Raw genomic sequence first — 19462 nt, 5'->3', positions numbered from 1 at the left:
CTTAATCAGATTGCCCGGCTCTCAAGCTCGACGCTGCCGATCTGCGGATTCCAGGTCTGTGCGGCGGTAATCGGAAAGACGATCTTCAGGTACTGCGTGCCTGCCGGGAGCGTGCCGCTATAGTCCACCTTGTTCCAGGAGCCCGTCACGGTTGCTTTAGCGGGGGTGAACGCCGCATAGGTCACGTTATCCGCAGACACGTAAAATTGGAAGTCGCCCGCGGTCTCGTACGGCCAGAACCAGGCCTTGGCGGCGAATTGCTTCAGATCCATGCCGGCTGCCGCTTTGTAGACGACGTATTCGCTGGTGTTCGTCTTCCGCTGGAGCCGCGAGGTATCTCCGCCGAAGGTCGCCGCGTTCGACGAATCGAAGGACAGCTGCGCGCTGTGCGCGAACATCTTGGTGAAGTCGTTCATCGTATCGGTCACGTTCGCGACGGTAGGGGCAGGGACCGCGCTCTTCAGCTCGACGCTGCCGATCTGCGGGTTCCACGCGTTGGTCGTGCTATGGGCGAACACGATCTTCAAATACTGCGTGCCCGCCGGGAGCGTGCCGCTGTAGTCCACCTCGGACCAGTTGCCTGCCGGCGCAGTCTTGCCCGGCGTAAAGGGCGTATAAGTCGTATTGTCCGGCGACGTATAGAACTGGAAGTCGTCGATCGTCTCGTACGGCCAGAACCAGGTCTTGGCGGTAAACTGCTTCAAATCCATGCCGGACGTCGCCTTGTAGACAACGTATTCGTTCGAGTTGGCCGTCCGGGCCAGCCTGGAGGCATCGCCGGCAAAGTAAGACGCGTTAGACGTGTTAAAAAAGAGATACGGGCTGTGCGCGTACATGTTCGAATAGTCGTTCATATCGTCCTTGACGGTGGCGCTGGTCACCGTCGGGTCGGGCGTCGGCGTCGGCAGCGGCACGTTCACAGCGGGATTGTATTGGAATTTGACGTGATGGGTGATGCCGTCTTTGACGCTTGTGTCGACTTCGAACTTGATCGTCGGGGCGAGCTGGAGCACCGTAACCGAAGCGTCCTTCGACACGACGGACAGACCCGACTTATGAATCTCGAACGTTACCTTGTTCTGCAGATGCGTAGGATCGGATACGCCGACATCGAGCGTGCCGGACAGATCCTTCAGCATGAGCGAAGAAGGATTGGAGGCCGTCAGGAAACTGAAGGTACTGGGCGCCCAGAAGTTGGCTCCGATGATACCGAGTCCCTTCTCCTTCACCGCCTGGGTGTTCGGGTTGTTGACGAGAATCTCCGTATTCGGATTCGCGCTGTATGCCGCGGTCTGCGAAGCCGTCTTGTTCGGCAGCAAGACATAAGCGTATTTTTCGTTCACCGGATTGGCGCCGTGGTCGAGCCACAACGTGACGTAATTTTTGGACAGCGTCGTGTCGGGCCCTCCTATGTTCAGCTGCTTCCAGCTGCCTTCGGATACCGCTCTCGCGCCCTTGATATTACTCGGTTGCGGGAAGTAGTAGCCGCCCGTGCCCTCGAGGTACGCATAAGAAACCCCGCCCATGCTCTCGGACCAGCCAAGCGCAGCCGACTTCGCCGTACCGTTCACGATTAACTGCTCGTCGCCCTTCACCTTGCGCGTCGTGTGGAGCGGATCCAGCACCGGGCCGAGCGCGGACGGCGAATAGAGCTGCACCTCCGATACGGCATCGGCAAGATCGACGTCGTTCCCGTGCAGGACGAGCTTCACGTACCTGGCATTCGCATCCGGGAAATCGTAAGCGGTCACCTCGGTCGTCGGCGCGGATTGGTACGGCGTGGCGTACACGGCGTTCCATACCGAATTGTCCGCGGACACTTCGATATCGAACGTATAGCGCCGATCGGTTCCCTGCGGAAAGGCGATGCCCGCGTAGCCGACCGGTTTTACGCTGCCCAGATCCAGCTTCAGCCACTGCCCGTCGCCGCTCGCCGTCCAGGAAGTGCCGATCTTGCCGTCCTGGATGGCCGTCAGATCGGCGGAGCCCAGGCTGTCGGAGGCGGATTCCACGTTAAGCGGGGCCACGATTGCAGGGATGATCAGATTGCCAGCCGAGCACGGCGCGTAGATCTGAACCTCGGCAATGCTGTTCCAGGGGCCCGTATTGCCGCCGTTCGCGCTGTTGTTGGTATAGCCATGACCGACAATGCGCACGTATCTGGCCGACACGTCGGGGAAGTCGAACACTTGGATCGCGTCGTTAGAGACGACGCTCGAGTTGCCGGAGTAAACGGTCGTCCACGCATTCTTATCTGCGGACACAGCAATGTCGAAGGTTGTGTACCGCGTGGCTTGCACATAGAAGCTGATCCCGACATATCCGATCTGCTGCGTCTTGCCCAGGTCGTATTGAATCCACTGGCCGTCGCCAGACGCGGACCATCGGGTGCCGAGGTTGTTGTCGAACGTATTCTCGGGTAAATTGCCATCGTTACCGCTGTCTGTAACCGCATACACTTTATGGCGGAGCGGCTCGCTTCCGACCGGCGCGGCGGCAGGCGCGGCCAAATCGGTGCCTTGCGTCGTTCTCGCTACATTCAGCATTCGATTTTCAACCGTCGTCTCGATCGTTCTTCCGTCGGTGCTGTTAATGCCGGCGCCAAGCGCGACAATCTCGTCGTCGAACATGAACCACGACTTCTTGGCCGTCAGCGTAGTTCCGTAATCTTGGTAATCCATGCCGGCGGCGGCGTATTGGCCGAGCAGCTCGGAGCCCCCCGCCCACGCCTTCGAGCTGAGGTATCCGCCGCCTTCGCCGTCCGTTCTCGTGCGCGTGTCGACCGTCGTTCCCGGCAGCCGATACTTGTTGACCGTCGGCCAGAAGCTCGAATACTGCTGCAGATCGTCGTTGTACAAATACGTCATGCCTGCGCCCGTGTACCAGCCTTTCAGATTTTCATTGTTCGTGTATTCGTACGTGCCGATCCGGCTGGAAGACATGCTGACGCCGAAGGCGTACCCCGGACGTTGCGTCACGGCTTGGTCCATGCCCGCGAACACTTTGGCGCCGGTCAGCTCCCCTCTCGGCACGACGCCTGAATCCGCCATGATCGCCTTGGCCTGGACAGCGACGCTCAGATCGACGGAGCGGAAAAAGTTGAGCGTCGTATCGGATTGGATCCAATACTTGACCATCGCCTTCAAGCGCTGGGCGTCGGCCGTCGGTGCTGCCTGAGACAAACGCACGAGCGAAGCGATGATGCCTTGCCCGACCGAATGGTCCGTCTCGTAGTTCCGCGAGATCGACCTGCCTCTGGTCATATCCATCATGGCGCCTTTGTAAATGAACGGCTCGTAAGAATCGTACACCCACTGATAAACGTTAGCGAGGCCCGACGACGTAGGCTCCCAGTCCGAGCCGTCAAGCAAATACAGCACGTTAACCAACTGCTGAAGCAGACTGGCGCCGTAGCTGCCGTTATACGCGTAAATATTGTGCTGGATAAAGGAGCCGTCCTCGTAGAAGCCGTCCCCGCTCGTGACATAGTCGAAAAGCGGATCGAGCGCATCGGAGGCAGCGGTCAGATCGGTATTCGACTTGATCAGGACGGCCCGGAGGCCGACGACCATGCACATCCAGGCGCGGTTGGCGCCGGTCGATACGAATTGGAACGGCTTGTTCACCCGCGTCGGATCGGGGGAGAAATGCCCGACGGCGTTCGTGTAATTTTGAATCTGGGTCGACGTGAGATCGTCGTACATGAGGGTGACGATATCGTTCAGCTGCAGCGGGGTGCCGATTTCCCAGTCCCACCAGTTATCGTACTCGGCCTTGTTCTCGTTATAGCGATTCGCGTACATCCAATCGAGGGCGCCGACGATATCGGCCTTAAGCGCCTGGTCGCCGTAAACGCTGGATCCGTAGGTGCGGTAGGCCAGCGCCATTCCTCTCAGACGGCCGTACGCGTTGGTGATTTGCGAGGAATTCGTCGTGCTGGCCATGTCGGACCATAGGAACGTTCTTCCCGAAGATTTGTCCATCGATGCCCAGCTCGTCTGGCTCACCGCGTTCAGCTTAAAGGCGATATCCGGATCTTGCGTATCGTACCCCGTGCCTCCGGTCAAGAAATCGAACCACTTGGTCCTCATCGCGTCAAACGCATCCTCCTCCGCATAAACGCTGCGCGCGCCTAAATGCCCAACCAAGCCGAACAATAAAGCCATCACCAACAGCAGCTTGCCGGAAATGCCGAATTCGATTGCCGACATCCTTGCCCTCATAAGTCCACCGCCCGTCTTTGTTTTAAATTCGGGCTCATTATCGCACCCGCCGCGAATGAATGGATATGATCAGGATTCAAGATCATGAACTTCCGTTAACCTGAATACGCAAAATGCCCCCTTCTGCAACAAATCCGAACCGCGATGCGCCAAATGGGCTCAGGAAGTTCAAGTTAGAAACAAATCCGGCTCAAATTTCGCCAAGTGCGCCTGGAGGTTTCTAATCAGAAACACGAGCGGCCATCCGCCGAATGCAAAAACGGGACGAAGCAGACAATGTCTCTGCGTCATCCCGTTTTGTTTCTAGTTCGGCCGACGGCAGGTCGGCCAGTCCGCAAACTGTTGATCTACGTTCACACTTGGCCCGTCGGGCAACCGATCACCCTTTTACGCACGTACCGCAATAAAAATGGCCCCCGCGCGTTGATCGCGCAAGGACCGGCATCGTGTCAGCCTGATTGCGGACGTATAACATCAGCGCCCGTTTTTACAGAGGCGGCTGCGCTGCAGCCGCCCCATCTTCCGCCTTACTGCTTCGCCAAAAACGCGTCGATCTGCGATTGCAGCTCGGTCTGGATCTTGGCGATGCCTGCCGCATCAAGCTGCTTGTTCAGATCCGCCAGGCCTTTGTCGATATCCTTGACCAGGCCGTACTCCAGCGGGATGCCGTAGCGCAGCATGACGTTGCCGACGTTGGCGATCTCGGTCTTCACCTTGCTGTTGTCGAACACGAACGTCTCGAGCGGGTAGTGGTACACGTTCGCTTCCCAGCTCTTGACCAGGTCGGACGCTTCCTGCGGGAACGCTTCGTTGTCGCGGTTGAGCGGCGAGTTGAAGCTCCAGTTGGAGAAGCCCGTGTAGTTCGGATTTTTGTCGAGCGCCTTGTACTTGTCGTCGCCGACCGGCTCGTAGTGAACGCCGTTGATGCCGTACATGATCAGGTCGTGCATCTCTTTATCGTTTTGCATCAGATCGATCGCCATCAGCGCGCGCTCCGGGTTTTTGGAGGTCGCGTGCACCGACGTGCCGTTCTGCGTCGAGATGGCCACCGATTTCTTCTTGCCTTGATTGACATCAGCCAATGCGACTTCGTACGGCGAATTTTCCTGGCGCATGAGCGCCATCAGCGCGCCGAGCGTGCCGTTGTTATGCGTGATCGAAGCCGTCTTGCCCGCCTTGAAGTCCGCCTGATGGTCGTTTTTGCTGTTCAGGACGTTTTTCGACCATGCGTTGTGGTCCGCGAGGTCCTTGTAATACGTCGCCAATGCCTTGAATTCCGGCGTGTTGTAGACGTTAAAGACTTGCCCCTTCTCGTCCGTCAGCTTGAAGGCGAACGGCATATCCAGGTCGAACATGTTCCACTCGTTCTGCTGCTTGAGCAGGACGCGGTCGAGGTTGTGGAATTTCCAGTCGCCCGTCTCCGGCGTGAACGGTACGATGCCTTTTTCTTTCTCGGCGACCGTTTTCAAATACGTAGCATATGCTTCCGGGCTGTTGATCTCGGGCAGGTTGTATTTCTTGCGCAGGTCCTCGCGGTACAGGATCAGCTTCTCGACGGATTCCCCGCGGTTCTGCGGCACCATGTACAGCTTGCCGTTGACCTTCGCCTGGTCCCAGCTGACCTTGGACATGTTCTTCCACGTTTGCGGCATGTACTTGGAGAGCATATCGTCCGTGAGCTCGAGGAAGCCGCCCTTCAGCGCCTGGTCGTTGTAGCCCGCCCAGTTGGCCGAGTAGATCAGGTCGAAGTTCTCGTCGGCGGCCAGCTTTAGCGGATACTTCTGCGCCCAGTCGGACCAATCGAGGAACTCGCCTTCAATCGTCGCGTTAATCTTCTCTTTGAGCTTCTTGTTGATCTCGGCGAAGACGGAATCATAGTCCACCGGCTTCGGTCCGACGAAGATCATCTTGAGCTTCACTTCCTTGGACGTGTCGACGGCGCCTTCGGACGGCGCGGCGGCGCTGCTGCTCGAGGCCGAGGCCGTAGCCGAAGCTGATGCGCTTTTTGACGGCTCCGTGCTCTGACTGGCTGACGACCCCGAATTCTTGTTGTCGTTGCCGCATGCACTCATGATCATCACAAAGGCAAACAAGAGCGTAAACATCGTCCATCTGCTTTTTCTCAACATGCCCATCTTCCCCCTAATGGTAGTCGTATCAAGCTCTATCGATAAACCGGGTCGCCCCGTATTCATCCCTTTACCGCGCCGATCGTCAGGCCCTGGACGAAGTACCGCTGCACGAACGGATACGCCAGCAGGATCGGGCCGGTCGCGACGACCGTCATCGCCATCTTAAGGCTCTCGGTCGGAATGGCCGTCGTAACGACCGCCCCCGCGCCCATCATCGCCTTGCGCATGCCGTCCATGTTGCCCAGCATTTTGTACAAATAGTACTGCAGCGGCATGAGCTTCTCGTCCGACACGAACAGCAGGGCGTTGTACCAGTCGTTCCAATAGGCCAGCGCCAGGAACAGCCCGATCGTCGCGAGCGCCGGCTTGGAGAGCGGCAGGATCAGCTGCGCGTAGATGCGGAAATCGCCCGCGCCGTCGATCTTGGCCGATTCGACGATCGCCTCCGGGATGCCGCCGAGGAACGATTTCATGACGATGATGTAAAAGACGTTGAGCACGAGCGGCACGATCAGCGCGAGCACCGTATCCTTCATATGCAGGTAGTTTACGATGAGCAGGTACCATGGAACGAGCCCTCCGCTGAACAAGGTAGTGAAGAAAAAGAAGAAGGAAAAGCCGTTGCGCCACTTGAAGTCCCTGCGGGACAGCGCGTAGGACGTCATCGAGGTCAGGAACAATCCCAGCAGCGTGCCGCCGATCGTCACCCCGATCGTCACCAGGTAGGCCTGGACCATCTCGGTCGGGTACTTGAACAAAATGCTGTACGCCTCCACCGAGAAATCCGTCGGGATAAACTGATAACCCGCCGTAATGATCCGGTTCTCGCTCGTAAGCGACGACGATACGACCAGCAGGAACGGCAGCAGGCAGAGCAGCGCCATGATCGTCAGCGCCCCGTATCCGATGGCGGCGAATATTTTCTGATCCGTCTTTTTGACGCCCGAGGTTTTGGCGAACGACTTGTCCGCATTCAGCTCCGTCGCGCTCATGTCATCAGCCTCCTCTTTAGAATAACGCGCGGTCTTTGTCGTACCGCCGCACCGCATAGTTGACCGCCATGATCGTGGCGAAGCCGAGCACCGATTGGAAGACGCCGGCTGCGGCCGACATGCCGATGTCGTTGGACGTGATCAGCGACCGGAAGACGAAAGTGTCGATGACGTCCGTCGCGGAGAACAGCATCCCGTTGTTGCCGACCATGTTGTAGAACATCCCGAAGTCCCCGCGGAAAATGTTGCCGACCGCCAACAGCACCAGGATGATGATCGTCGGGTACAGGTTCGGGATCGTCACCTTCAGGATGCGCTGGAAAATGTTCGCCCCGTCGATCTCCGCCGCCTCGTACATTTCGGTGTCGATGCTCGTGATCGCGGCCAGATACATGACCGTGCCGTACCCGAGCCCCTTCCAGGCGGACACCAACACCAGCAGGAACGGCCAGTAGGCGGGCGTGTTGTAAATGTCGACCGGCTCAAGCCCGAGTCCCCGGAGCATGGCGTTCACGGTGCCGATATCATAGTTCAGCAGGTTGTAGGCGATCGCGCCGACCACGACCCAGGAGATGAAGTACGGGAGGAACAGTGACGACTGAATGATTTTGCGAAACCACTTGCCTCCGACTTCAAATAACAGGATCGCTGCGAAAATCTGCAGGGCATTGTTCACGACGATAAAGGCGACGTTGTACAGCGCCGTATTGCGCGTCACCTGCCAGGCGTTGCCCGAGTCGAAGAAAAAGCGGAAGTTGTCCAGTCCGTTCCACGCGCTTCCGAAAATGCCGCCGGCGTAATCGTAGCGCTTGAACGCGATGACGATGCCCGCCATCGGGATATAAGCGAACAAAAGGTAGAAGACGACCGCAGGGGTCAGCATCAACAAGAACATTTTGTACTTTTTCACATCGTGCCAGAAGCTGCGCAGCCGCATATCCGCTCCCCCTCTCTCCTCTGTAGCTCTCATTATAGAAGGCAGAACGAGGCGGCATAATTCAGCGGAACAACTAAAGATAATACAAATTCAACGATCGAGGTGAAAACATATACGATCGGATGAATCGGCTGCCACAGCGCGTAGCTCGTGAAATAAGGATGCGACACATCGCTATTTCGCCGCCGCCCGAGGGGCTTAGCAGCACGCGGTGCCGCTATTGGCTCCGGCAGTGAGCGGTAGGCTGCCGTAGAAAAAACGAGGCCCCTGTACCCGCGGGAACAGGAGTCTCGCGACAGGGGCATCGATTTAAATATTGCGCTTCTTGCGATATTCGCCGGGGGACATGCCCATGTGCTGCTTGAACTGGCGGTTGAAGTAGATGATGTTTTTATAGCCGACCTGCTCCGCGATCTCGTAAATCTTCTTGGTCGGATCTTCGAGCAGCTCGCACACCCGCTTCATGCGCAGGTCGTTCAGAAAATCGCTGAACAGGCTGTTGGTCTCGGCCTTGAACAGCTGCCCCAGGTAGTTCGGCGTAAAGTTAAAATGTGCGGCCACTTCGTTCAGCGTGATCTTCTGCTCCAGCCTGTCCTTCACGTAAGCCGTAATGTCGTCGATCAGCTTGCGCTTCTGACGCTGACGCTTGAGGTAGAGCAGCTCGGACAGCTCAAAAAACCGCCTTCTGAGCCAGGACAAAATATCGTGCACCGTCTCGAATTGAAACAGGATGAGCGGCTGATGGGCGTCCCAATTCAGAATTTCGTACAAATGCTCGTTGAGCTGCCGCAGATCCGCGTGCAGCTTGGACGTAATGCGGATGATGAGATCGTAAATCTCGTTCTTCTGGGAGAGCGGATGGTCGCCGTCGAACAGCTGCAGCAGGCAATCGTCGATCGCCGTCAGGTCGTACTCGAGCATCGCCTTCAGCATCCGGTCGACGATCTCCTCCAGGTTCGGGGCGATCCGTTCCTTGGGGCGCCACTGCGAGGCGTCCTGGATGAGCCGATTCTTGCCGACGATCCACTTGATGCTAAGCGCGGCCTGCGCTTGCCGGTACGAGTCGTGCAGATGGTCGAACGCGGTCGTGTACATCCCGGTTCCGATCGTGACGGAGAAGGCGAACTCGGCGTAAAAGGCGCGAATCAGCTCTTCGAGCAAGGTGGAGAAAGAAGGCTCGGGCACGGCGGCCAGCAGGACGAAGCGGCTGTCGTAGGCATCGATGACGAGGCCCATATTGCGTTCCTGCGCGAACCGTCGGATGAACCCGGACGCGCTCCCAAGCCATGCGCGACGCTCCTCCGCGGTCGAGCGGCTTGTCTTCCACGCCATGTCGTCGATCTCGGCGATGGCGACCGCGGTGCCGCACTGGAGCATCGGCGCCAGGAAGCTGCGGATGTGCGCCTCGACATCGCCCGGCGCGGACTCGTTGAACCAGCGCAGCAGCAGCTCCTGGTTGACGAGCGACAGCGTCTCGGTCAGCGACGTATGCTGCTGCCTCTCCCGCTCGATCTTGCCGCATAGCTCCGTCAAGGTTGCATTCAGCTCGCCGTCCTCTACGGGTTTGAGCAGATAGCCGTGCGCGTTCAGCTGGATCGCCTGTTTCGCATAGTTAAAGTCCTCGTGACCGCTGATGAACACGATGGACACCTGCGGGTTGATTTCTTTGGCCTGTCGCGCGAATTCGGTGCCCGACATGATCGGCATTCGGATGTCGGACAGGATGATATCGATCCGCTGCTGCTTCATCAGGTTAAGCGCGGCGAACCCGCTCGATGCCGTACGTACGCTGGCGCCCTTCAACTGCTCGTGTCCGGCCACCCGGCGCCGCAGCCATTCCAGATCGACCGCCTCGTCGTCCACTAGCAGTACATTAATCTCGTTATCCGTCATTGATCACCGCGCTCCTTGTCTTCCCGAATCTCCGCGTTTTCCACCGGCAGGATAAGCTCGACGGTCGTGCCCGCGCCGTAGTAGCTCCCGATGCGGATACCGAAGTCGCTGCCGTATCTCATTTTGATCCGTTCTTCCACATTTTTCAGGCCGTAGCCGCCGGCGCGCGACTCGCTCGAGCGCATCCTTTTGAGCGTATCGGGCCGCATGCCGATGCCGTTGTCGATGACCTTCAGCTCAATCCGGTCGACGCCAAGCCGCCTGCCTGAGATCCGGATAGCGATCGACTCTCCGAACCAGGCGTGCTTAAATATATTTTCCACGAACGGCTGCAAGACGAGCTTAATGATCGGCACATGCAAAATGTCCGGGTCAATGTCCAGATACACCTGAAAGGCGTCCGCATACTTGACCCGCTGGATATCCAGATACGCCTTGACCTGCTCCACTTCCGCTTCAAGAGAAATATAGACTTGCCCTTCGTTCAGCGTCAGCCTGTAAAATTTGGAGAGCTCCTGCACCATCTTCGTCACCTTGTCGGCTTCGCCCAAATTCGCCAGGCTGCCGATCGTCGAGAGCGTGTTGTACAGGAAATGCGGACTGATCTGCGCCTGCAGCACGTCGAGCTCCGCCTGTTTTTTCTGCATACCCTGCTCGTAAACGTCCCGGATCAGCTCCTGGATGCTCTGGGCCATCTGGTTGAACGCGTCTGCGATGTACACGAACTCGTCGTTGCCGGCGAAGCCGATCCGCTTGTAGAAGTTGCCCTCCTGGAACGACCGCACGAGCGAGACGATCCGCTTCATCTTCTTGCCGGACAGCCGCGCGACGAGGAAGCCGATAAGCGCCATGACCGCAAAGCTGATCGCGCAGACGGCGCCGATCACCCTGCGCATCTTGCTCGCGTCTTTATTCAAGTAACGGTTCGGCACCCAGGTCTCGATCGCATAGTCCGAATCGGGAATGTCTTCGCCGATGACCAGATAGGCGCTTTCGTCGGCATTCGCCGCCACGGTCCCGCGCTCGTAGAGATTCGCGCCCGTCGTCTTGTCCTTCAGCCGGAGGGCGATGCCCTGCTCGATCGGAAACGTATCGAAGTTGCCGAGCAGCTCGTCGAACCTCGCCGTCACGCGGATGTAGCCGATGAGCGACTGCGCGCCATTGGAAGCGAACAGCTTGCGAAAATAGGAGATGTTCCCGAGCTCGCGGTCAGTGTCGATCTGCAGCCATAGCTTGTCCCTGCTCGAAGGGGAGACGGACTTGAACCACTCCGTCTGCGCAACGCTCTGCACGGACAGCACGTAATAATCGCTGCGGCCGATCGGCTGCGACATATCGTCGCCCGTAATCTCGAGCATCGTCTCGTTGACCGCGTACAGGACGAGCCGCAGCTTGTTGCCGTACAGCTGGAGCGGCGCCTTCATGTACGGCACGATATCGTCTTTCATTTTCAGCATGTTCTCCCGGGTATCGCCCCTGAACTGCAGCGCGTTCTGGAACGTCGTGTTGAGAAAAAGCGAATTCGTCATGCGCGTGATCTCGTCCATCTGATATTCGATATTGTTGCTCGTCTGCCGCATCGCGGTACGAATGTTCGTCTCCGCCATCTCGGTCCGGGAGTCCACGAGCATGGTGTAGGAGATGTAGCCCACCAGAATATCCGTCAGCAGCACCAGCACCAGGTAAGGCAGCATCGTCTTGTAGGTAAACGGGATGTATTTGCGGTTCAGCCGGAACTTTCTCATGCGCGCGCTCCCTTTCCGTTCGTAACCGTTCGTTGCGAGGGTTGCCCCATTTTACAACGAAATGAGAGCGGTTACTAGATGGTCGCTATCGACCGGACCCGAAGGCCGGTGTCTCGCGCGCCGACCATATGCTCCCTCACGCGCCGTCCGCCGGCATTGGTCCGGACGGGAAAGGCGGCATGAAAAAAAGAGGGGCCGGCGGCCCCTCTCGATAGGATGGCTATGGAATTGAGACGCTTGGTCCGCGTTCGAAGGGGGCCGACGCTCAGGCGTCGAGGAAGCCGATGGCGCGCAGCGTACGCAGGAGCATCGCCGCAGTCTCCGCGCGCGTGATCTGCTGCTGCGGGCGAAGGCGTCCCGACGCATCGCCCTGAATCAAGCCGCTATCGACGGCAGCTGTCATCGCTTCCCGGGCCCAGGCCGAGATCTGGCCTGCATCGGCGAAGCCGGCGAGCGCCGTTGGCGAGCCTGCCGCCGGGGAACGGCCCGCCGTCGTCATCGCGCGCATGAGCATGACCGCGGCTTCCTGCCGGCTGATCGGCGCATCCGGGCGGAATCGTCCACCCGCGTCGCCCTGCGCGATGCCCGCTTGCACGGCGGCTGTCACGGCGCCTGCATACCAGCTGCCGCTGTCCACATCGCTGAAGGCCGTATGCGTCTCGGCTGTGCCCTGCAAGCCGAGCGCACGCACGATCATGGCCGTCAGCTCCGCGCGAGTGACCGGAGCGCCAGGTGCGAAGCTGCCCTCGTCGATACCCTTAATGACGAGCATGGAAGCCAGCGTACGAACGGCTTCCTCCGCCCACGAACCCTGAACGTCGGCAAACTGCTTGTCGTAGGTCAGCAATGCGTAGATACCGCCCGTTTGCGTCTTCCATTGCACAGCTGTATCCCCTGGCATGGTCGGCATCGGCGCAAGCGTCTGCTGCGAAGCTACATAAACCGCGCTGAACAGTCGGCCTTGAACCGCGGTTGCAGGCCGAGGAACCGTGACCGTGACATAATGTCCGAAAGTGGACAACGGCTGCTCGGTCCCTCCGGCGAGCAGCGTCAGCTCCAGCTGGAGCGGCTGTCCGTGCACGACTGCGCCGAGCCGCTCCGCCGCGCGTGCGACCTCGCCCCGCTCGGCGGAGCCGGCAAGTGACAACCTTATGCGGAGCTCGTCGAACGGACGGTCGGACAGCTCGCGAAGCATCGCCACGGGCAGCTCGTAATCCCCAAGGCCCGTACGGACCTGCAGGGCGCCGTTCGGATTGACCTGCCGGAGCAGGTTGACAGTGTCCGAAGGCAGCGTCAGCGTCCAGGAGCCGGCAGCATTCGCGAACAGCGCCCGGCTGTCCAGTTGGATCGCGCCGGCTGCGAGTTCCTCCTGCGTCCACTTCGTATCGCGACTGGCCTTGTCGGCCGTCCATCGAATGATGTATTTGCGCAAGGGATCTTCTACCTGTACAAGATTCGGGTCCGACGGCGCGGCGATGGCGCTCACGGTGACGGCCTGAACCGCTTCGTTGCCCGCCGCATCGCGGGCGTAGACGGTATAGGATCCGTTCGCGTCAACCGTAAATGCGCGCGCCCCCAGAATGTCCGTGCCCGCGTCTCCGCCCTCGAAGTCTGCGAGCATTCGATTCCCCGGGAGCCAGCGCAGCTTGGCGAGCGCATTACCCGACGACGCTTCGCCATAGACGCTGCCCGTTACCGTAACGACCGCTGTAGCGCCCGGGGTCGTATCCGCGCTCAGTTCAAGCGCGGGCGGGATCGACACGACGCGTACCGCGCTTGTATCAGGCACAGCATAGTTCAACATAGCCGCCCCAACGCCGGATGCCGGCTCGATATCCGCGCCGTCAGGCAGGTCGACAAGCGAAGAGACCGCGATGCCGTCCGTATCCGCCAGTCCCGCCTGTACCTCGTAGGCAAACGAGAGCTGGGTGACGGGCGTGCCGCGGGTGCCATTATACGCCGCGTATACGACCTCGGCCACCGAGCCGCCATCGAGCGCGATAGCGATGCGCGGCTCACCCGTCACGACGACTGCGTCCCGGTAGGTCAGCGTAAACCCGAGCGTATCGCCCGCGCCGTACAAGCCGGCGTCCGGCGGCGTCAGGACGATGCCGACGACGGCCGCCCGGAAGGTCGCAATCGCCGCTTCCAGCGTCGCCTGTGCGGCATCCAGCTGCGCCTGCGTTCGATTCGCGGCTTCCTCGGCAACCGCCTGCGCCGCGTCGATTGCCGCACTCAGCGCGGACCGCGCGCCTGCCGGCGCCTGTCCGACTCCGGCACCGGCCGGATGATCGGCCAACGCTTGCTGCGCATCTGCGATCGCCGCCTCCAGCGCAGTCGCGTCGCCGGCCGTCAAGATATTGGCGATGCCGATCGTTTTCACGGCCTCATTGCCCGCGTCGTCCTTGGCGTACACCGTGTATGTGCCATTGGCAGCTGCATTGAAGCTTCGCGTTGTCTTGATATCGGCGCCGGCGCTTGCGAAGTCCGTAGCGACGCGATCGCCCGCCAACCATTTCAGGCTGTTCAATCCGTTGCCGGCGCCGTCAATCTGCACGTCCGCGGACACGGTTACCGGATCGAACGTATCGCCCGTCGTCGAAGGCGTGAGCGCGATCGCCGGCGAAGCCGGCATGACGACCGTATGCGTAAGAACAGCCGACGCGCCCGACGCGTAATTGCCGTCGCCCTCATAATAAGCGACGATTGAATGCGGCCCGACCGACAGGTTTGAGAGATTGAGCTCCGCCGTCCCGCCCGTCAACGCCACGGTCCCCAGCACGGTCGCGCCTTCCCGGAACTCGACCGACCCGGTCGGCGTATCCAGATCGCCGGTCGCCGCGGCAGTCAGCGTAATCTCCTCCAGGTAGGTAGAAGAGGACTTCGAGGCGGACAAGGCGACTTTCGGCTGGAACGCCAGCTTTGCAGGAGCTTTCTGTCCGCCGCCCCAGGCCCATATTCGTCCGGCGTTGTCGAGAGCGAACGAATGCTCGTAGCCGGCGGTTACCGAAGTTATGGAGACCGGCGTTCCGCCGTCCGCGAAGGCAATTTTATGAGGGAGCCCCCCGCTCGTCGTCGTGCCGTCTCCCAGCTGCCCATAGTTGTTTTTGCCCCATGCCCATAGGTTGCCGTCCGCATCTAGCGCCAGCGCATGATGATTGCCGCCCGAGACTTGCTTGAACTTGACCTGGCTGCTCCCGTCCATAATCGTCTGCTTCACGGGCGACCAACTTGTATCCGAATCTGGCGCGCCATCGCCCAGCTGGCCATAATTGTTGGTACCCCAGGTCCATATATCTCCGTCGCTCTCGAGCGCCACCGCGAGATGTCCCCCGTCTCCGTACCCGCTGCCGGCCGCGATGGCCTGGAACTGAGACGTCATGCCGCTATCGATCAATACGAACTTTTGAACGTTGGGGCCCGACTCTTGAATCTGCCACAGCTGATTGTACGAATCGATGCCGACGAGATGCTGTTCTTGTCCGGATATCGACCGCCATACGACGGGAGTGGCGCCATCCGAGACCGCGAACAAAGTCGGCACTTGATCGGTGCTCCCGCCATTGATGTACAATCCCCATGCCCACAAGCGGCCGCCGTCATCCAACGCATAACTCATACCCCGATTGGCTGCAACCTGCTTGAAGGTAACGGGGCTGCCTCCGTCCATGACGTTCAGCTTCTTCCAGGACGAAGACGAAGGAGACGTACCGTTTCCGAGACTGCCGTCATCGTCCAGACCGGTGGTCCAGATCTGCCCTTCGGTATCCAATGCGATAGCGTGGGTGAATCCAGGCTCCACCTGCTTAAAAGAAACCGGCGTGCCTGCGCCGTCCGTGACTTCGATTCGAGCAGGCAATCGCTCGGCGTTGGACGAGGTTCCGTCCCCGAATTGACCGAATAGATTGTATCCCCAAGCCCAAATCCCTCCTTCTTCGTCCAACGCGAACGAGGTCCATTGCTGGCTCGAGATTGAAGTAAACGCAACGCCGGCTGCACTCGCCTTAGACGGCGGCATGAGCAGCGGCCCGAAGATCAGCGACAGCGCGATGAAAACGAGAAAACTCTTCTTCAAACTTAAACATCCTTTCTTTGCGAGATTCTAGTGGAAATCATTTCTATTATTCTATCACACCGTTATGAAAGAGCGACTATACGTGTCATCGAAGGAGCGACTATACGTGTCATCTCGACCCTATACGTGCCGTCTGAGGTCAATTAACGCTTCCTCGGTCCATCCACGGAGACTTCTTTGCGCACACCGACTCGTCGAAGGAACAAAGTAGCTCTCACGGAGACCTCTTTTGGCACACGGGCTCGTCGACACACCAAAGAAGCTCTCACGGAGACTTCTTTCGGCGCATGAGCTCGTCGACGCACCAAAGTAGCTCTGATGGAGACTTCTTTCGGCGTACCTATTTCTCACACCACAACTAGTTGTCAGGCAAGCAAAGGTTTAAACGCTTCGGCCAACTCCCGGATACGCGCTTCCAGCGCTTGCGCCGCGGTCTTTGCCTCGGCCAGGGGCAGCGCCCCTTCCGCCTTGTTCGGGTTCGTGTGCCCGACGTGCTCTTTCCAGGCTGCGCTGACCAGCCGGTGACGCTGCATGATCAGCTCAAAGTACGCCGAGCCGTCCAGCTCGGCCACGAACGCCCGAGCGCGCTCCGGCGCGACGCCGAACAGCGTGCGCAGCAGCGACTGCGCCATCACCCCGTGACCCGGCGCGAACGGGTGAATGCCGTCTCCGGACAAGTAAGCCGGATCCGCCGTCCGTTCCGCCGCGATGTGCGCCAGCAGCTCGGCGTGGATGCTCACCGTCGCGTCCGCGGCCTCGCTGCCGAGCGACAGCACCCAGTCCGCATAGCGCTTCAGCACGGACTCGTAATCGGCGAAAGGCGTCTCGTAGCTGTATGCCGACTCCGGCCGGCCTTCGGGAAGCAGCCGGTTGGCGCCGTCCGGCAGCGAAGCCGGGTCGAACGGCGGCGGCGTCATGGCGATCGCCTTGGCGCCCGCCTGCCGAATCTGGCCGAGCAGCCGTAGAAGGCCATCCCGGTAGGCATCAAACCGCGCTTCGGACAGCGGATGATAGATGCCGTCGTTCATGCCGTAGCAGACGACCACCCAGTCGGGCCGCGTCTCGTCCAGCGCCCGGGCTAACCGGTCGTGCACGCATGGCCGCGGGAACGGGTGGATGGGCTCGCTCAGGCCCGAAGCCGTCTCGCTGCTGACGCCCAGGTTGATCAGCTCGATTCGGGAAGCCGGGGCATGCAGTCGAAAATAGGCATCAAGAAAGGCGATGTACGTGCCGTCGTCGGTAATGCTGTCTCCCAGAAAAACGATTCTGAGCACCTCCGGAAGCGGTTTGTCTTTCCCGTAAAATGGCTCCATGGCAAAATCCCAACTCTCGCAAGGAATGATATCGTCAACGCCATTATACACGCGAACGAGCGTTCAAACGAGAATGGCCGCACGGAACAAACCCCTTTAGAGACACAAGACTTCGGTGTCCTTCTAAAAAGGGGTCTGTTTTTTCTATAACCGCACCGCGATCACAGCCCGTCTAGTTGGCGGCTCAAAAACTGCCGGACGGCCCCCTCTGCGCTGAGTCCGATCGCCCGGCTGTACGCGGACTTCGCTTCATCACGCCGACGCATCCGTTTGTACAAGTGACCGGCCAGTGCCCAATAGGGCTGATAATTGGCAACCTCGGCAGGAGGGATAGACGCCAGCAGCGCCATGCCGCGGTCTGCGCCGTAGGCCTCCGCGACCGCCGCGGCACGGCTGACAAAGGCGCCTAGCGTGGGTTGCACGCGGATAAGCCCCTCATACAATTGTGCAATCGCGCCCCACTCGGTACGTCCCGTCCGTAGACGCTGGGCATGCACCGATTGAATCGCGGCCATGAGTTGAAACCGACCGATGCGGCCGGCTTGCGATGCCGCAAGCAAATGGCGCTCCGCCTCCGCAATCAAGCCTCGCTCCCATCTTGCGTAATCCTGCTCGGAGAGCGGGACATAATTCCCCTCTCCGTCGCGTCGAGCTTCGCGGCGGGCCTCGCAGTGCAGTATCAGCGCGAGCAGGCCGTTCACCTCCGGCTCGCCTGGGACGAACCGGAGCAGCAGCCTGCCGAGCTCGATCGCTTCCTCGGCCAATCCGCCGCCGGCTAAGCTCCCGCCAGGCGAGCCGGCGTCCGCCCCGTCCCACCCGGCCCCATAAGCGGCGTAGACGGCCTCCATAACCGAGTCGAGCCGAGCCGGGAGATCCTCCGCGTCCGCCGGCTCGAACGTGAGGCGCTCGGCGCGAATCTTGGCCTTCACCCGCGTCAGACGCTGGCCCATGGTCGAAGGCTTGACGATAAATGCGGAAGCGATGCGGGCTGCGTCCATCCCCAGCACCGTCTGCAGCATGAGCGGCGTACGCATCTCAGGTTCAATCGCCGGATGCGCGCACAGCAGCATCATGCCGAGCCGCTCGTCCGGCAATTCGGCGCCAGAAGCATGCAGACGCCGATTATCCTCCGACATGGACAAAAGCGTCGGCAGCGCTTCGGCGGAGACGCGGACGCGACGGGCGCGATCGATGAGCCGCCTGCGGGCGATCGTAACCAGCCAAGCCTCAGGTTTCTCCGGAATGCCTGTCTTAGACCAAGTTTCCAGCGCCGACAGAAAGGCATCTCCGAGCGCATCCTCCACGTCCTGCGGATTGCGCCAATGGACCGTCAGATAGGAGAGCAACCGGCCGTAAGCCTCGCGCGCCGTCTGCTCGACGATTTGTTGCGCTTCCATCCGAGGCTACTTCAGTGCAGGAATGTTCTGCCTGACCTCCACCGTGTCGACCGGCCCCCGGGCCGCCCATTCCAACGCGGCGTCCATATCCGGCACGTCGATCACGAAGATCCCGCCCAGCTGCTCCTTCGTCTCGGGAAACGGTCCGTCCTGAACGAGCAGATCCCCGCCGCGGCGCTTCAGTGTCGCGGCCGTCTCGGGCGCATACAGTCCGGAGCCGAACACGACGATTCCCGATTCCCGCAGCGCATGAACATAATGCGTCCAGCCTGCCAGATAGGCTTCCTGGCGTTCCGGGTCCTTTCTGGCAGCAAAGTCCTCCTCCGTTTCATAAAACAACAAGGTGTAATTCATACGATAAGCCTCCTGTAGACCTTTGAATTTTAGTTTCGTAATTCTGTCGTTTCGGCTTGCGCGATTTCTACATATCCGAAAAAATGCCGGCACATTTTTTTAAAGAAACTCCATCGTTCTCGGGAAACGAACCGAAAGCCCGCCTCTTATCGCCATCATCTATTGCAATTTTTTATTGCATTTTCCTCAGTATAACAAAACGCCGCGAGAGCGCAGCAAGCGACTCAACAGGACCTAAAATAACGCGAAGCTGCTCCATCCTGGGAAGAATGGAGCAGCTTCGCATTGCAGATATCCGATCCATGGGGCGCAGAAGAGTTCGCTTCGGCGCCCATACGCGGCATCAGCTCGCGCTGTTGGAGGCTCGACGTTAGATGCGTCCGGAAGCAAGCCGTCAGCGC

Annotated in this window: 10 protein-coding genes; all 10 read right to left on the bottom strand. The window is 59.7% G+C overall.

All coding sequences use genetic code 11. The features are described 5' to 3' along the window. Nucleotides 1-5: 5 nt before the first annotated feature. The 10 genes from ACFSR7_RS16955 to ACFSR7_RS16910 all read right to left on the bottom strand — a co-directional run bounded on the left by ACFSR7_RS16955 (nt 6) and on the right by ACFSR7_RS16910 (nt 19061). Nucleotides 6-4211 (bottom strand): polysaccharide lyase family 8 super-sandwich domain-containing protein, encoded by a 4206-nt coding sequence (locus tag ACFSR7_RS16955; RefSeq protein ID WP_378163529.1) that lies wholly within the window; start codon nt 4209-4211, stop codon nt 6-8. Between the two features lie 539 nt (nt 4212-4750). Beyond that, nucleotides 4751-6352 (bottom strand): ABC transporter substrate-binding protein, encoded by a 1602-nt coding sequence (locus tag ACFSR7_RS16950; RefSeq protein WP_378163527.1) that lies wholly within the window; start codon nt 6350-6352, stop codon nt 4751-4753. Nucleotides 6353-6414: 62 nt separating this feature from the next. Further along, a complete protein-coding gene (locus ACFSR7_RS16945; protein WP_378163525.1) occupies nt 6415-7347 on the bottom strand; it encodes a carbohydrate ABC transporter permease in 933 nt (310 codons plus the stop codon). Between the two features lie 16 nt (nt 7348-7363). Beyond that, nucleotides 7364-8284: an ABC transporter permease gene (locus ACFSR7_RS16940; RefSeq protein ID WP_378163524.1), complete on the bottom strand. Its 921-nt coding sequence runs from the start codon at nt 8282-8284 to the stop codon at nt 7364-7366. 309 nt (nt 8285-8593) lie between these two features. Further along, nucleotides 8594-10177 (bottom strand): response regulator transcription factor, encoded by a 1584-nt coding sequence (locus ACFSR7_RS16935; protein ID WP_378163522.1) that lies wholly within the window; start codon nt 10175-10177, stop codon nt 8594-8596. After that, on the bottom strand, nt 10174-11922 hold the full coding sequence (locus ACFSR7_RS16930) for a sensor histidine kinase (RefSeq protein WP_378163520.1): 1749 nt from the start codon (nt 11920-11922) through the stop codon (nt 10174-10176). Before ACFSR7_RS16930 ends, ACFSR7_RS16935 begins: the two co-directional genes overlap by 4 nt. A gap of 265 nt (nt 11923-12187) precedes the next feature. Continuing rightward, on the bottom strand, nt 12188-15997 hold the full coding sequence (locus ACFSR7_RS16925) for an S-layer homology domain-containing protein (RefSeq protein WP_378163518.1): 3810 nt from the start codon (nt 15995-15997) through the stop codon (nt 12188-12190). A gap of 365 nt (nt 15998-16362) precedes the next feature. Next, nucleotides 16363-17310 (bottom strand): SGNH/GDSL hydrolase family protein, encoded by a 948-nt coding sequence (locus ACFSR7_RS16920; RefSeq protein ID WP_378163516.1) that lies wholly within the window; start codon nt 17308-17310, stop codon nt 16363-16365. 161 nt (nt 17311-17471) lie between these two features. Further along, nucleotides 17472-18707, bottom strand: coding sequence for an RNA polymerase sigma factor (locus ACFSR7_RS16915; protein ID WP_378163515.1), 1236 nt, complete (start codon nt 18705-18707; stop codon nt 17472-17474). 6 nt (nt 18708-18713) lie between these two features. Beyond that, nucleotides 18714-19061, bottom strand: coding sequence for a YciI family protein (locus ACFSR7_RS16910; RefSeq protein WP_378163513.1), 348 nt, complete (start codon nt 19059-19061; stop codon nt 18714-18716). Nucleotides 19062-19462 lie beyond the last annotated feature (401 nt).

The sequence above is a fragment of the Cohnella sp. GCM10020058 genome (genome assembly GCF_042683485.1).
Lineage (GTDB): Bacteria > Bacillota > Bacilli > Paenibacillales > Paenibacillaceae > Cohnella.
Note: the sequence above shows the minus strand (reverse complement) of the source record. Positions and strands in the feature narration are given on the sequence as shown.